The organism is Tritonibacter scottomollicae, from assembly GCF_032924845.1.
In the GTDB taxonomy this organism is placed as follows: Bacteria; Pseudomonadota; Alphaproteobacteria; order Rhodobacterales; family Rhodobacteraceae; genus Epibacterium; species Epibacterium scottomollicae.
Genome location: NZ_CP136704.1, coordinates 1,493,081 through 1,507,168, shown reverse-complemented (window position 1 = coordinate 1,507,168; position 14,088 = coordinate 1,493,081). Strand labels below are relative to the sequence as shown.

The 14,088-nt window shown below is 61.6% G+C and carries 13 protein-coding genes; 2 read left to right on the top strand and 11 right to left on the bottom strand.

The window, feature by feature from the left end:
- Positions 1-90: 90 nt before the first annotated feature.
- From R1T40_RS07685 to R1T40_RS07645, 9 genes are all read right to left on the bottom strand, one after another.
- The gene (locus R1T40_RS07685; protein WP_106162781.1) at positions 91-897 is read right to left on the bottom strand and encodes an ABC transporter permease; all 807 of its coding nucleotides are present in this window, start codon (positions 895-897) and stop codon (positions 91-93) included.
- A complete protein-coding gene (locus R1T40_RS07680) occupies positions 894-1,799 on the bottom strand; it encodes an ABC transporter permease (RefSeq protein ID WP_317386958.1) in 906 nt (301 codons plus the stop codon). Before R1T40_RS07680 ends, R1T40_RS07685 begins: the two co-directional genes overlap by 4 nt.
- Positions 1,800-1,911: 112 nt before the next feature.
- Positions 1,912-2,619 (bottom strand): transporter substrate-binding domain-containing protein, encoded by a 708-nt coding sequence (locus R1T40_RS07675; RefSeq protein ID WP_106162780.1) that lies wholly within the window; start codon positions 2,617-2,619, stop codon positions 1,912-1,914.
- Positions 2,620-2,656: 37 nt separating this feature from the next.
- A complete protein-coding gene (locus R1T40_RS07670; protein WP_317386480.1) occupies positions 2,657-3,436 on the bottom strand; it encodes an ABC transporter ATP-binding protein in 780 nt (259 codons plus the stop codon).
- 195 nt (positions 3,437-3,631) lie between these two features.
- On the bottom strand, positions 3,632-4,402 hold the full coding sequence (locus R1T40_RS07665; protein ID WP_317386479.1) for a phosphate/phosphite/phosphonate ABC transporter substrate-binding protein: 771 nt from the start codon (positions 4,400-4,402) through the stop codon (positions 3,632-3,634).
- Positions 4,399-4,839, bottom strand: coding sequence for a tellurite resistance TerB family protein (locus R1T40_RS07660; protein ID WP_165798095.1), 441 nt, complete (start codon positions 4,837-4,839; stop codon positions 4,399-4,401). The genes R1T40_RS07665 and R1T40_RS07660 overlap by 4 nt, the downstream gene beginning before the upstream one ends.
- The gene (locus tag R1T40_RS07655) at positions 4,839-5,309 is read right to left on the bottom strand and encodes a tellurite resistance TerB family protein (protein ID WP_106162776.1); all 471 of its coding nucleotides are present in this window, start codon (positions 5,307-5,309) and stop codon (positions 4,839-4,841) included. Before R1T40_RS07655 ends, R1T40_RS07660 begins: the two co-directional genes overlap by 1 nt.
- A 22-nt stretch (positions 5,310-5,331) precedes the next feature.
- Entirely contained in the window at positions 5,332-5,625 is a 294-nt protein-coding gene (locus tag R1T40_RS07650; RefSeq protein WP_106162775.1) for a DUF1330 domain-containing protein, read from the bottom strand.
- A 216-nt stretch (positions 5,626-5,841) separates the two neighbouring features.
- On the bottom strand, positions 5,842-8,943 hold the full coding sequence (locus R1T40_RS07645; protein WP_317386478.1) for a valine--tRNA ligase: 3,102 nt from the start codon (positions 8,941-8,943) through the stop codon (positions 5,842-5,844).
- Positions 8,944-9,476: 533 nt separating this feature from the next.
- Between R1T40_RS07645 and R1T40_RS07640 the strand changes: the two genes are divergently transcribed.
- Both R1T40_RS07640 and R1T40_RS07635 read left to right on the top strand, forming a co-directional pair.
- Positions 9,477-11,786 carry a xanthine dehydrogenase family protein molybdopterin-binding subunit gene (locus tag R1T40_RS07640; protein WP_317386477.1) on the top strand — a complete coding sequence of 770 codons (2,310 nt, stop codon included), beginning with the start codon at positions 9,477-9,479 and terminating at the stop codon, positions 11,784-11,786.
- Entirely contained in the window at positions 11,764-12,849 is a 1,086-nt protein-coding gene (locus tag R1T40_RS07635) for a DUF2235 domain-containing protein (protein ID WP_317386476.1), read from the top strand. The genes R1T40_RS07640 and R1T40_RS07635 overlap by 23 nt, the downstream gene beginning before the upstream one ends.
- 7 nt (positions 12,850-12,856) lie before the next feature.
- Here the strand turns inward: R1T40_RS07635 and R1T40_RS07630 are convergent, their stop codons facing one another.
- Both R1T40_RS07630 and R1T40_RS07625 read right to left on the bottom strand, forming a co-directional pair.
- Positions 12,857-13,483, bottom strand: coding sequence for a GNAT family N-acetyltransferase (locus tag R1T40_RS07630; protein WP_394805037.1), 627 nt, complete (start codon positions 13,481-13,483; stop codon positions 12,857-12,859).
- A gap of 118 nt (positions 13,484-13,601) precedes the next feature.
- Positions 13,602-14,084: a PaaI family thioesterase gene (locus R1T40_RS07625; RefSeq protein WP_106162770.1), complete on the bottom strand. Its 483-nt coding sequence runs from the start codon at positions 14,082-14,084 to the stop codon at positions 13,602-13,604.
- Positions 14,085-14,088 lie beyond the last annotated feature (4 nt).

Sequence of the window (14,088 nt, the reverse complement as noted above, 5' to 3'; positions counted from 1 at the left end):
CAAGCCCGGGAGCGAGGCTGCGGCCACAAAACAACAAAGGCTCCCGAAGGAGCCTTTGTCGCACAGGAGCCGTGTTAGCCCAGATGTGGTTCAGCGGATCATCTGTGGCTTGAAGCGAACTTTGGTGCGCCGCTCTTGCGGGAGATGCCGGTTCAGCCGGGTGTTGATCGCCCCGAAGACGGCGATGATCACCAGCGTCAGCAGGATGAAGTAGAAGGCGAGAATCGGGTAGGGGACAAAGGGGTTGAACGTCTTGTCCGCGAAATAGTTCGCGTAATAGAGCGCGTCGCCTTTTTGCCGCCAGGCGGGAAAGCCCGAAAAATACACCAGCGTGGTGGCGTGAAAGAGGAAGATGGCCTCGTTCGTGTAGGCGGGCCAGGCGAGCCGCATCATGGTGGGCCAGATCACCCGGCGAAAGCGGTGCCAGCCGGACAGCCCATAGGCATCCGCGGCCTCGATATCGCCCTTGGGGATCGAGCGCAGCGCACCGTAGAAGATCTCTGCCGAATAGGCGGAGGTGTTGAGAAACAGCACGATCAACGCCCCGAGCCACGCCGCCGAGAGCGGGTCAAAGATCGGCGACACGCTCTTGAGTGACAGGAACAGGAAGTAGGCAAAGAAGAACTGGATGAACAGCGGCGAGCCGCGGAACACGAAGATGAACCCGTTGGCGGGGCTGCGCAGCCAGCGCCGCGGCGAGTTCTTTGCCATCGCAAGCGCGTTGGCAAAGAAGAACCCGGTGACGATCGCGATCACGCCGAAGTAGACGTTCCAGATCAGTCCGGAGCCGATCAGCACGAATTGTTCACATAGGGTGAAGTCGCTGCGCGGCAGCAGGCGTTCGCCATAACCGAGCGACCGAAAGGCATAGGCTTGTAGCGTCTCAAAGCAGCTCATGTCGTGGCCTCCGCAGCCGTGCCGGGTTCCTTGCGCTGTGCCTCTCCGGCCAGCGTGGCCTGACCTTTGGACAGGCGGCGCGAGATCCGTGCCAGTACAAGTTCAGAGACCTTGGTGAAAGCGAGGTAGAAGATCAGCAGCGCCAGGAAATACCACATGCGCCAGTCGCCGTGCGGGAAGTCGGTGAACCGTTCGGTCTTGGATCCGCCGAGTTCGCGGGCCCAGTAAACGATGTCTTCGACACCCAACAGGAACAGAAGCGGCGTGGCCTTGATCAGCACCATCCACAGGTTCGACAGGCCGGGCAGGGCATAGACCCACATCTGCGGCACCAGCACCCGCCAGAACGACTGGCGCGGTGACATGCCGTAGGCCTCGGCGGTTTCGATCTGGGCCCGGGGGACCGCACGCATCGCACCAAACAGGACATTCGCGGCGAAGGCGCCAAAGACGATGGCAAAGGTCAGGACCGCGAGGCCGAAGCCATAGGCCTCATGCACCCATTGGGGGGAATCGTTCAGCGGCATCTTTGCGATCTGGCAGACCACAAAATCATTGCCCTGTCGGATCGGTTCATCCCAGTCAGAGCATTTCACCTTGTGACGCAGCCATTCGATGCCCTGATCGAGCGCAATGACGAAAAACAGGAAGAAGGCGATATCGGGCACACCGCGCACGATGGCGATGTAGCCTTTGCCGAATATGGCCAAGGGGGCAATGCGCGAGCGTGCGGCGCTGGCGCCAAAGAACCCGAAGGCCAGCGCCAGTGGCGCAGTGATCGCCAGAAGCAGCAACACGGTCCCGAAAGACAGGTAAAAGCCCATGTGCTTGCCGGTGGTCAGATAACAGCTCAGCCATTGGAAACCCTCCAGGATGGCCGGATCGGAGCAATAGGAAAAAATGGCGGGCCTCGTTTTCTGGCGCGGGATCGCACGCAAGCGCAGCAGGGTGCGCGGGGAAAAGTGGAAAGGGGGCCAATGCCCCCCTTCCGTGTTTCAGTCTGGGGTCAGCGGATCAGAACTGACCTTCGATTTCCCATTTTTCGAGCATGTCGTTCAGGGAACCGTCTTCTTTCATGGAGGCGATCGCGGCGTTGAATTTGCCACGCATCTCGTCGTCGGACTGACGGAAGGCCATGCCGATACCGCCGCCGAGGTAGACGTCGCCGAGGAACACCAGATCACTGGATTCGACGATCGGCGCCAGGAAGTCCTTGTCGGCCATGACCACGTCCGTCTCGCCGGAGTTCACCGCCGCGATGGTTTCATCGGGGGTCGGGAATTCCACCAGGGTTGCGCCGGATTCGGCGACATGTGCGGCCTGGATGGTGCCTGCCTGAGCCGCAACGACGCTGGAGGTCACGTCGACACCTTCGGACAGCGCCGCATAGGCGGAGGGCGATGGCTGGGTGTAGCCTTCGGTGAAGGCAACAACTTCCTTGCGCTCGTCGGTGATCGACATGCCTGCGATGATGGCGTCATAGTTGCCGGACAGCAGGTTCGGGATGATCGAATCCCAGTCGTTGGTGACCCACTCGCAGGTCAGCTCGGCGCGCTTGCACAGCTCGTCACCCAGCTCGCGCTCGAACCCGTCAACTTCGCCAGCATCATTGATGAAGTTGTAGGGAGGGTAGGCGCCCTCGGTGCCGAGGCGAACGGTATCGGCCAGGGCAAATGTTGCGGAGAGAGCCAGCGCGGCAGAGCCGAGAAGCAGAGATTTCATGGTGTTACTCCCGTTATTGTGTTGGTCTGGTTTTTGGTTATTGGTCCTGTCGCGTCGACGACAGGAACGCCCGCAGCCGTTCACTGCGAGTGTTTCCGAAGATCTCGTCCGGGCAACCTTCTTCCTCGATCAGCCCCTTGTGCAGGAACACGATGTGATCGGAGACATCGGCGGCCATGCGCATATCGTGGGTCACGATCAGCATGGTACGGCCTTCGCTGGCGAGATCCTTGATGACCTTGACCACCTCCTGCTCCAGTTCAGGATCGAGGGCGGAGGTGGGTTCGTCGAACAACAGCGCCTCGGGCTCCATGCAGAGCGCGCGAGCGATGGCGGCGCGCTGTTGCTGGCCGCCCGAAAGCTGCGCCGGAAAGGCGTCGCATTTGTCGCCGATGCCGACCTGATCGAGGTATTTCCGGGCAGAGGCCTCAACCTCGTCGCGGTCGCGTTTCAGCACTGTCAGCGGTGCTTCCATGACGTTCTGGAGAATGGTCATGTGAGACCACAGGTTGAACTGCTGGAAGACCATCGAAAGGTTGGTTCGGATGCGCAGCACCTGCTTGGCATCGGCCGGCTGACGGGACAGGCCCGCGCCACGCCAGCTGATGGGCTCGCTCTTGAACAGAATATCGCCCTGCTGGCTGTCTTCCAGAAGGTTGCAGCAGCGCAGCAGTGTGGACTTTCCAGAGCCTGAAGAGCCGATCAGAGACACCACATCGCCTCTTTTGGCGGTGATATCCACCCCTTTGATGACTTCCAAGTCGCCGTAGGATTTATGCAATCCGCGGATTTCGAGTACAGGGGTGTCGTCGGTCAATGTGATCTCGTCCGGCTATTGTGCAAGGTGACCCTATTGGACCAACTTTTTGGGCGAATGCAATGCGCAATGGGGCAAACACGCCCGTCAAAACGCCAATTCCGCTGCGGAAACTGCCAGAAGGGGCAATGCTCCTGAAAATGCTCCGGAAACGGGGACTGTGCGCGCAGGTCCGGGCGGTGTTGCAGGGCAGCTTCAGCGTGCGCGCGCCAGACGGTCCATCAGCAAGGTCGGCCCGGGCGGGGTGGGAATGGCGAGATAGTCGCTGGGCGTCATCGCCAAGATTTTCTTCAGGTGCAGCGTCTCGCGATGGCCCGTGTCCAGGGTCTCCAGCGCGGCTTGCATGGCGGCCAGAATCGCGGCGGCGTCCTCGCTCAGCGCAGTGATGAAGGGCAGCGCCGGGGTGGGCTCCGTGCGTTCGAGTTCACACAGTTGCGCGATGAGGTCAGGCTCGTAGCTCTGCAGCATCTGAAAGGTGAGCGCATCAATGCAGGCGAAATCGGCCTTGCCGGTTGCGACCGCCTCGGCAGAGGCGCGATGGCTGCCGGTTTCCAGCAGCTCGCCGGGCAGGATATCCTCGGAGCGCATCCGCATCATGGCGGCGGCCCAGCCGGATTGCGACAGCGGGTCGTTATAGGCAAACCGGCTGCCGCCGAATTTGGACAGGCGGATGCCGCTTTGATCGGCGCGGGCAACAAGGACGCTGTTGTAGTGGCCCTCGGGACAGCCGGGCAAGCCGTAATCCGGGGTGCCGACAAGCTCCACATCACCATAGAGGCGCGCGCGATAGGGCAGGCCGCAGGTCTGTGCCAGCAGCAGGTCCGGCGAACGCCAGGCCTGCCAGAGATCCATGTCACGGGTCAGATGGTCCGGACCACGGCCAAGCGCGGCACGGATCGCCTGCCAGAAGGCATCATTGGCCGCCTTTGTCTCGGGGCGGTCATACATCGGCAACAAAGCAATCATGCGCGGGCCTCTGCCCGTTTGCGCGCCATGGCGCTGTCGACGTCGTTCACACCCAGAAGGTTGGCCGCCAGCCGGATCAGCGCGTCTTCGCCATCGTCTCGTTTGCCGTCCGCCAGTGCGACTTGCCAGAGGGCTTCGACCACGCCGGTCCGGTCCTCATAGGGCACGGCCTCCTTGATCGCGCGGGTGAAGCGCACGGTGTCCGGGGCTGCGGCCTCCAGGCCCTCGCCCTGTTCGCGCAGGATCTGCGTGGCGCCGGTATCCAGCGCAAAGCGGGTGCGCAGGATGCGGTCGATGCGATCCCGCTCCACATCCGAATAGACGTTATCCGAGCGCGCCAGACGCACCAGTAGCGCCGTCAGCGCCAGACGAGCCTCTTCATCCGGCAGGATCGCGGGGGCCGGGGCCAGCAATTTGTCCAGAAATTCCTTGAACATCACACGTCCTCCCGGTCTGTCGGTTCTGTCGCCAGTTTTGCGCGCGCCTTGTCGCGTGCGCGTTTGTTGTCCATCACGGAAAGCCCCATGGCCTTGCAGGCGTCCTGCACGATCTGGACCTCGCCCTCGTGTTCGCGGCGGTCCGCCAGCACCACTTCCCACAGCGCATCGAGTGCGGCGAGGCGCTCTTCCAGCCCGGTAGTTTCACGGATCAGGCGACCAAATGTGTCGGTTTCCGGAGCGGCGGCGTGCAATTTCTCGCAGGTGGCGCGCACTTTGGCCGCCTCGATCGCGTTATGCTCATAAAGCCGGGCAAGAATGCGGTCGATCAGGCTGATTTCTTCCAGCACATAGGCCCGATCTGACTGGGCGATGCGCACCAGAAGCGCCCCGAGGGCGAGTTCTGCATCCGGGTCCGGCAGGCTTTGGCTCTGCGAGGGGCGGAAGGCCTGAAACAGCTTCTTCAGCATGAAAAAATCCTCTCCCGCGGGCTCAACCGTTGTAGCCTTCGATGATTTCCATATCCCCGGTTGATACCGGATCGCGCAGGGATTTCGCATCCTGATACGCGACACTATCATAGCAGGCCTTGGCCGTTGCGAAATCCTTGAACTCGATCACCACAGTGCGGGACCGCATCTGACCTTCGCGCACCTCCTTCGGGCCACCACGGACCAGAAAGCGCGCGCCGTAGTCGGCAAAGGGAATTGCGTTGGCTGCAACATACTCCTTGTAGCGCTCCATGTCGTCAATATCGACATGCGCAACCCAATACCCCTTGGTCATGTAGTTCCCTCACCCTTCTGCGGACCGGTGACCGGCCTCTGTCATTTCGTAGTCCAAGCTGTACCAGATCACAGGCTTTGGCAATCACCACCTATAGGCGATTGTTGATAATTTCACGGGGAAAGCCCGTGTATGCGCATCCGTCAAGCTGCTCTGTTGCAACAAAAAACGCCCAAGCATGACCTCGGGCGTTTTTCATTCAGTTTTTGCGATAGATCAGCCGATCTCTGCAAGACGCGCCAGCGCCTCTTTGACCTTCTGTTCCTCTTCCTCGCGCATGGCGAGGTTTTCGCGCGCTTCGGCCACCACCTCATCGGGGGCGGAGGCGGCGAACTTGGGATTGTTCAGCCGACCGCGCAGGCCACCCAGCTCCTTGGCCAGCTTGCCGAGGTTCTTTTCCTGACGGGCCTTTTCGGCGGCCACATCGATGATGTCGGCCAGCGGCAGCGCGAAGGAGGCGCCCGGAACCGGGATCGAGATGCAGCCCTTGGGCAGCGTTTCGGTCCGGGTCAGGCTTTCGATACGCGCCTTGTTCATGATGAGCGCCCCGTTGCGGTCCCAGAACCCCTGACTGGTGGCGTCCATTTCTGTCACCAGCATCGGCACGATGGAGCCCGAGGGCACGTTGAGCTGAGCGCGGGCGGAGCGGACATTGCCGATCACCGCGATGACCCAGTTCATTTCCGCTTCGGCCTCTGCATCCACCAGATCGGCCGCCGTATAGGTTGGCCAGGTCGCGTGGGCGAGCATCTTCGACGCCTCACCTGTCTTGGTGCCGCGACCCTCGGTGACGTTCCACAGCTCTTCGGTCACGAAGGGCATGATCGGGTGCATCAGGATCAATGCCTGGTCAATGGCCCAGGCAAAGGTGGCGCGGGTCTCTTCCTTGGCCGCTACGTCCTCGCCCTGGAACACCGGTTTGGTGAATTCCAGATAACGGTCGCAGAAGGTGTTCCAGAAGGTGGAGTAAAGCGCATTGGCCGCGTCATTGAAGCGGAAGCTTTCAAAGCCCGCATCGACCTCTTCGCGCAATTTGGCGATCTCGCCGATGATCCAGCGGTTGAGGGGCAGGGTGGCCTTGGGCGGCGTTGCGTCGCGGGTGACCGAGAAGGCGTCAATCTGGCTCTCGCCATAAGAGCAAGCCTGCCAGATCTTGGTGACGAAGTTGCGATAGCCCTCGATCCGCTTCATGTCCAGCTTCAGAACGCCGCCCAGCGAGGCCATCGCCGCATTGGTGAATTGCATGGCGTCGGCGCCGTATTCTTTGATGATCTCCAACGGGTCGATGACGTTGCCGGTGGATTTCGACATCTTCTTGCCCTTGGCGTCGCGCACGAGGCCATGCAGGTAGACGGTGTCGAAGGGGATGCGGTCCTGCACGGGCAGGTTTTCGTCCAGAACGGCGAGTTGCATCATCATCATCCGGGCGACCCAGAAGAACAGGATGTCCTGACCGGTGATCAGCGTGGAGGTCGGGAAATACTTCGAGGTCTCCTCGGTCCATTCCGGCCAGCCCAGCGTGCCGATCGGCCAAAGACCGGAAGAGAACCAGGTATCAAGCACATCCGGTTCGCGCCACATCGGCACCTGCATCGGGCCGGCAAAGCTCTGGATGGTGCCCTCGGTGCGCACATCCATCAACTTGCGCTGCTCGGCAAGAATATCGGCGGCCTCGTGCTGGTCCGCAACAATGCGGAATTCGGTGCCCTCGGCGGATTGCAGACGGGCCTTTTCCAGTGCTTCGGCTTCGGTGGCAGCACAGATCGGGTACCAGTCATCCTCGCCGGGGATGTACCAGACCGGGATCTGGTGGCCCCACCAGAGCTGACGCGAGATGCACCAGGGCTCGATGTTTTCCAGCCAGTGGAAATAGGTCTTCTCGCCGGATTCCGGCAGGATTTTCACGTCGCCATTGCGCACCGCGTCGAGCGCCGGGCCGACGACCTTTTCCGCATCCACAAACCACTGGTCGGTCAGCATCGGCTCGATCACCACCTTGGAACGGTCGCCAAAGGGCTGCATGATCGGCTTGTTCTCGACCATGGGCAGGGTCTCGGTGGCCTCGCTCTCGTTGCCGTCGGCGTCCTTCACTGTGCGGGTGACGGTCTGCATGACGGCGAGGCCTTCGTCGGTGATTTCCTGCACCACCAGTTTGCGCGCCTCGAACCGGTCAAGGCCGCGCAGGTGGTCGGGCACCAGGTTGATGGCGTCGACATCGTTTTCGGTGAAGGCGGCGCCCTTGGCGTGATCTTGGGCCTTTGCCGCATCTTCGGCATAGGGTGCGCCGTCGGCGCGCATCGCGCCTTTCATGTCCATCAGGCGATACATCGGGATGCCGCCACGCTTGGCGACCTGATAGTCGTTGAAGTCATGCGCGCCGGTGATCTTCACAGCACCCGAGCCAAAGTCCTTGTCCGGGTATTCATCGGTGATGATCGGGATCTGGCGGCGGTGTTCCTTGGGACCGACCGGGATCTCCACCAGCTTACCAACGATAGGCGCGTAACGCTCGTCCGAGGGGTGCACGGCAACCGCGCCGTCGCCGAGCATGGTCTCGGGCCGGGTGGTGGCGATGGAGATGTAGTCGCGCTCTTCTTCGAGGGTGACGTTGCCGTCTTCGTCCTTCTCGACGTAGGTATAGGTCGCGCCGCCCGCCAGCGGATATTTGAAGTGCCACATGTGGCCGGCGACTTCGATGTTTTCCACCTCAAGGTCGGAGATCGCGGTCTCGAAATGCGGATCCCAGTTCACCAGCCGCTTGCCACGGTAGATGAGGCCCTTGTTGTACATCTCGACAAAGACTTTGATCACCGCGTCATGGAAGTTCGGCGAGTTCTCATGCCCGGTGCGGGTATCACCGGCAGCGCCCGCCATGGTGAAGGCGGTGCGGTCAAAATCGCAGGATGCGCCGAGGCGTTTGAGCTGGTTGATGATGGTGCCGCCAGAGGTCTCTTTCCATTCCCAGACTTTCTCCAGGAATTTCTCGCGGCCCATCTCGGCGCGGGAGGGCTGCTGGGTTGCCGCCAGCTCACGCTCCACCACCATCTGCGTCGCAATGCCAGCGTGGTCGGTGCCGGGCTGCCAGAGCGTGTCGAACCCCTGCATGCGTTTCCAGCGGATCAGGATGTCCTGCAGCGTGTTATTGAACGCATGGCCCATGTGCAGAACGCCGGTGACGTTCGGGGGCGGGATCATGATGCAATAGGTGGAGGCGCCGGGCTTTGCGTTGGCGCCTGCGGTAAAGCAGCCGGCCTTTTCCCAGGCGTCGAAGAGACGGCTTTCCGCCTCTGCTGCGTTGAAGGTCTTTTTCATTGCCATGTCTGATGCCCCGTCCGTCACGTCTTTGATCTCATGTAGCGGGACTGGCCCGCGTTGAAACCTCCAATAGCGAATGCGGGTGCAAAGGGAAAGTGTCGAACCGATCCGGAAAAAATCCACAGGAGAGGGTCAAGAGGGGCGGTCTGATAACCGGCTATTAAGTCTTATTTGAAATAAAGATGAGCAAGGGCCGCAGCCCACCCCACCCACACCCCCCAAACTGCGGCCTGAACCAATCAAGAACCCGGCCTTAGTGCCCGGTCAGGTCTGACGCGCATCCCGCGAACCTGGCCGGGCACACGAGGTCGGGTTTTCCTTTGATCTGGAAGGGCTCGTAGGTGGGGGAATTGCCACCGACCTCCACGCCTTGACGACCGGGGCGTGTATGATCGGAGCCTATGGCAGCTGCGCGGGGCAGCGGTTCTCCGCCCTTCGACGAAATTCCTTCACCTGTTCAGCGCTATCACTGGACAAGCGCGGCAGGCGCATTAGGCTCCGCGACAGCAGATCGCAGGCACAGAGGAAGCAGTCTCATGAACCAACGCGTCGAGAAATTCGGGAAAAGCCAGCCGCTCGCGCGGGTTGAGGATCAGCGCCTGTTGACCGGGCAGGGACGCTATATCGAGGATACGATGCCGCAGGGGGCGCTGCGGGCGTTCGTGTTCCGCAGCCCGGTGGCGCATGGCGAGATCACCACGCTCAACGTAGATGACGCGCGCGAGGCCGATGGTGTCCATCTGGTGATCACGCAGGCGGACCTGGTCGAAGCCGGGATCGAGGCCAGTCTGGACGGGGCGTTGGTCAAGAACATCGATGGCAGCAAAGGGGCGGCCCCCGAACGCCCGGTGCTGGCCGGACGCCGTGTGCGATATGTCGGAGAGCCTGTCGCCGTGGTCATTGCCGAGACCATGGAGCAGGCCCGCGACGCGGCCGAATTGATCGAATTCGACTACGATGATCTCGACGTGAAAATGGACCTCGCGTCAGGCGGCCCTCAGATCCATCCCGAAGCACCGGACAATCGGGCCTTCAACTGGGGGCTGGGCGACAAGGACGCAACGGACGCCGCCTTTGCCGATGCCGCACATCGGGTGAGCCTGCAGGTGGCGGACAACCGGATCATCGTGAACGCGATGGAGCCGCGCGGCTGTCATGCCAGCTGGGCGGACGGGCGGTTGCATTTCCACTTCGGTGGGCAGGGCGTCTGGGGCATGAAGGAGCAATTGGTCAAGAAACTGCACTTGGCCGAAGACGCCGTGCATGTGGTGACACCTGATGTGGGGGGCGGCTTTGGCATGAAGGCGATGCCCTATCCAGAGTATTTCGCCGTGGCCCATGCGACCCGGGTGCTGGAGCGTCCGGTGGGCTGGATGTCGGACCGTACCGAAGCGATGCTCAGCGACAATGGCGGCCGTGATCTGACCTCGCTGGCGGAGCTGGCCTTTGACGCGGATCTGAAGATCACCGCCTACCGGGTGCATACGCAGTGCAACCTTGGTGCGTATAACTCCCACTTCGGGCAACCGATCCAGACACAGCTGTTTTCCCGGGTCTTGGCCGGGGTTTACGACATCCAGACCGCCTGGCTGGAGGTGGACGGCATCTATACCAATACCACGCAGGTCGACGCCTATCGCGGCGCGGGCCGTCCCGAGGCGATCTATGTGCTCGAGCGGGTGATGGACCGCGCGGCGCGCGAGCTGGGCGTCGATCCGATTGAGCTGCGGCGCAAGAATTTCATCGCCCCGCAAAAGTTCCCTTACAAATCCGTCACCGATGAAACCTATGACGTGGGCGACTTCAATCTGGTGCTGGACCGGCTGGTGAAAGAGGCGGATCTGGCCGGGTTCGAGGCGCGGCGCGCGCGGGATGCGGCAGAGGGGCGTTACCGGGGCGCGGGCCTTTGTTACTATATCGAAAGTATTTTGGGTGATCCTTCAGAGACCGCAGACGTCGAATTCCTGGAGGACGGACGGGTGAACATCTACGTGGGCACGCAAAGCAACGGACAAGGGCACGAGACTGTCTTTGCCAAGTTCCTTGCGGACCAGACCGGCATCCCCGTCAGTGAGATCAACGTTATTCAGGGCGACAGTGATCGCATTGCCAAAGGCGGCGGCACCGGGGGATCCCGGTCTGTCACCACACAGGCCAATGCGACACTGGCAACGGTCGACAAGATGGTTGCCGCCTTTACCCCCTTTCTTGCGGAAGAAATGGGGGTCGATGAGGAGGCCGTGGAATTTGACGGTGAGACGTTCCGCGCGCCCGGATCAAACCTGACGCCAACGGTGCTGGAAACGGCTGATCTGGCACGCGAAAAGGGGCGTGTTGACCTGCTGCGCCATCAGGCGGAGGCGTCTCTGCCCGGGCGCTCCTTTCCCAATGGTGCGCACCTCGCGGAGGTCGTGATCGACCGTGATACCGGACAATCGCGCGTGGACCGCTATACGGTGGTCGATGACTTTGGTAATCTGATCAACCCGATGCTCGCCGAAGGTCAGGTTCACGGTGGTGTCGCGCAGGGGCTTGGGCAGGCGATGCTTGAACATGTGGTCTATGACGCCGAGGGGCAATTGCTCACGGCAACCTTCATGGACTACGCCATGCCCCGCGCGGGAGATATGCCCTGGGTCGGCTTCACGTCTGAACCGGTGCCCTCGACCCAGAACCCGATGGGCATGAAGGGCTGCGGCGAGGCTGGCACTGTCGGTGCGCTGGCGGCGGTGGCGAATGCGGTGCAGGACGCGCTCTGGGATCAGGGCATCCGGCAGGTGGACATGCCGTTCACGCCGGTCAAACTATGGGAGTTGATCACGGATGTTTCTCAAGCGGCTGAGTAAATCAGTTCTGGGATTGTTCGGGCGGCCAAGGCTGCTGTCCGCGCAATCCTCGGAAACCGTCACACGCGGACCGCAATGTCATGTGATCATCCTGGACGGCACCATGTCGACGTTGGAGCCCGGTCATGAAACCCACGCGGGCATGGCCTATCGCCTGTGCAAGGAGATGGGCCCCCAGGTGTCGGTCTACTATGAGGCTGGCGTGCAGTGGACCGCATGGAACAAGACTGTCGATGTGATGATCGGGCGCGGCATCAATCGCAAGATCCGCCGCGCCTATGGCTATCTCGCGTCGCGCTATCGTCCGGGCGACAGGATCTACCTTCTGGGGTATTCGCGCGGCGCGTATGCGGCGCGATCACTGGCGGGGATGCTGGGGGCGGTTGGGCTTGTGACTAGCGAACATGCCACGGTGCGCCACATCCGCACCGCCTATCGCCATTATCAACTGGCCAGCGGCAGTGATGTGCGGCAGGCATTCCGCAGCGCCTATTGCCACCCCTCGGTCGAGGTGGAAATGGTCGGAGCCTGGGACACGGTCAAGGCGCTGGGCCTCAGGTTGCCGCTGTTTTGGCGATGGTCACAGGTGCATCATGCCTTTCACGACCACAAGCTGAGCCAACATGTGAAAGCCGGGTTTCAGGCATTGGCACTTGACGAGACGCGCGAGGTCTACGCGCCGGTCTTGTGGGAGACATCGCCCGACTACGAGGGGCAGTTGGAGCAGGTCTGGTTTCGCGGTGCGCATGGGGATGTGGGCGGTCAACTGGGCGGGTTTGAAGACGCACGCCCGCTGGCCAATATCTCTCTGGTGTGGATGCTGGAGCGGGCTGAAATGTGTGGATTGCCCTTGCCGCGCGACTGGCGGATGCGGTTTCCGGTCGACCCGGACGCGCCCTCCGTTGGAACCTGGTCGGGGTGGGGGAAGATCTTTCTCATGCGCCGCCACCGGAAGGTCGGATTGGACCGGAGCGAGAAAATTCACCCCAGTGTCCATGCCACCGGAAAAGATCAGAAGTCAGCAAATTGGCTGAGTTTGTTCATGCGTCGAACGCCGCATTGACCGTATCTTACGTGCCGGGATGATCACTTAGCGTTCTGGACATTTCCGTTGCGCTGGAAAATCCAAAGACCGGAGCGAAGATGCCAAGTGACTGGACATTCTGGGCGACGAACCCTTCGCGCTCGTACAGCGCGCGGGCGCGTGTGTTGGTGTCAATCACGTCCAGCCGGACCCGCTCCAGCCCGGATGTTTCGGCGTGATCCACAATCGCCTGCAATAGCGCGGTTCCGACGCCAAGGCCGCGGGCTTCAGGGGCGACGAAAATCCCGTCCATCAGAAGGGTTCCCGGCTCGCATTCGCGCTCCAGGGAGCTGACCAGCATTGCACGCCAAGCCGCGCCGAACGTGCCATAGACCTCCGCGAGATCCGCGAACGTGCCGCCGATGAAGCTGCCGTGCGGGGATTTGAACCCGGCCACGCCGAGAAACCTGCCGTTGGATGAGATCGCACTGATGGCGTGATCGGGCGCGATCACTTGTTCGAAAAAGGCCACGGCCTTTTCCTGTGGACCCAGCGGATAGCGGAGCTTGCGGGAAAAAGCCTGCCAGTAGCCGCGCGCGGCGCTGGCGCGATGTTCCGCCCTCAGGCCCGGTTCGATCACAATCCTGGCGGCGTCCTGGCCCAAGTTTTCCATCATCCCTCCCTGCATTGTGAGGGATATGGTTTTTCCAGGCCCACCATTCAATTTTCAGTCTGAGCTTTTATGATGCCACCAATAAGCACGAGCCGCAAAAGTGGCGGCCCTCAGCGCGTTATGGCGCGAGCTTCATCACGATGCAGGTGGTCGATCCGGTGGCATAAAGCTTGTCATCCTCCACGCCCCGGATCTCGCCGTGGGCGATCCCGGTGGAGCGGCCGACGTGGTCGATCTCGCCCCAGCAGTCCACGGTCATGCCCAGCGGGATCGGACGCAGAATGTTGATCTTGTATTCCAGCGTTGTGTAGACCGAGCCCTTCGGCACCCGGGTCATCACCGCACAGGCCATGGCGCTGTCCAGCAAGGTGCCGTACCAACCCCCGTGGACCGTGCCCATAGGGTTGGTGACATTGAATTCCGGGGTGCCGCGAAACACCACGCGACCGGCGGTCACGCTCGTCAAATGGTAGCCCATGGTCTCGCCGATGGGCGGGCCGGGCAGGCGGCCCTCGAGGATGCCGGTCATGAAGTCGAGGCCAGAGATCGTAGCGATCTCGGCCATCGGCATCAGATCATTTGGGGATGTTGCAACCGCCATGGCG

What these genes read in the sequence shown, in the direction of transcription:
- R1T40_RS07685 (WP_106162781.1), bottom strand. Translation starts at nt 897, where the DNA reads ATGAGCTGCTTTGAGACGCTACAAGCCTATGCCTTTCGGTCGCTCGGT.
- R1T40_RS07675 (WP_106162780.1), bottom strand. Translation starts at nt 2,619, where the DNA reads ATGAAATCTCTGCTTCTCGGCTCTGCCGCGCTGGCTCTCTCCGCAACA.
- R1T40_RS07665 (WP_317386479.1), bottom strand. Translation starts at nt 4,402, where the DNA reads ATGATTGCTTTGTTGCCGATGTATGACCGCCCCGAGACAAAGGCGGCC.
- R1T40_RS07660 (WP_165798095.1), bottom strand. Translation starts at nt 4,839, where the DNA reads ATGTTCAAGGAATTTCTGGACAAATTGCTGGCCCCGGCCCCCGCGATC.
- R1T40_RS07655 (WP_106162776.1), bottom strand. Translation starts at nt 5,309, where the DNA reads ATGCTGAAGAAGCTGTTTCAGGCCTTCCGCCCCTCGCAGAGCCAAAGC.
- R1T40_RS07650 (WP_106162775.1), bottom strand. Translation starts at nt 5,625, where the DNA reads ATGACCAAGGGGTATTGGGTTGCGCATGTCGATATTGACGACATGGAG.
- R1T40_RS07645 (WP_317386478.1), bottom strand. Translation starts at nt 8,943, where the DNA reads ATGGCAATGAAAAAGACCTTCAACGCAGCAGAGGCGGAAAGCCGTCTC.
- R1T40_RS07640 (WP_317386477.1), top strand. Translation starts at nt 9,477, where the DNA reads ATGAACCAACGCGTCGAGAAATTCGGGAAAAGCCAGCCGCTCGCGCGG.
- R1T40_RS07635 (WP_317386476.1), top strand. Translation starts at nt 11,764, where the DNA reads ATGTTTCTCAAGCGGCTGAGTAAATCAGTTCTGGGATTGTTCGGGCGG.
- R1T40_RS07630 (WP_394805037.1), bottom strand. Translation starts at nt 13,483, where the DNA reads ATGGAAAACTTGGGCCAGGACGCCGCCAGGATTGTGATCGAACCGGGC.
- R1T40_RS07625 (WP_106162770.1), bottom strand. Translation starts at nt 14,084, where the DNA reads ATGGCGGTTGCAACATCCCCAAATGATCTGATGCCGATGGCCGAGATC.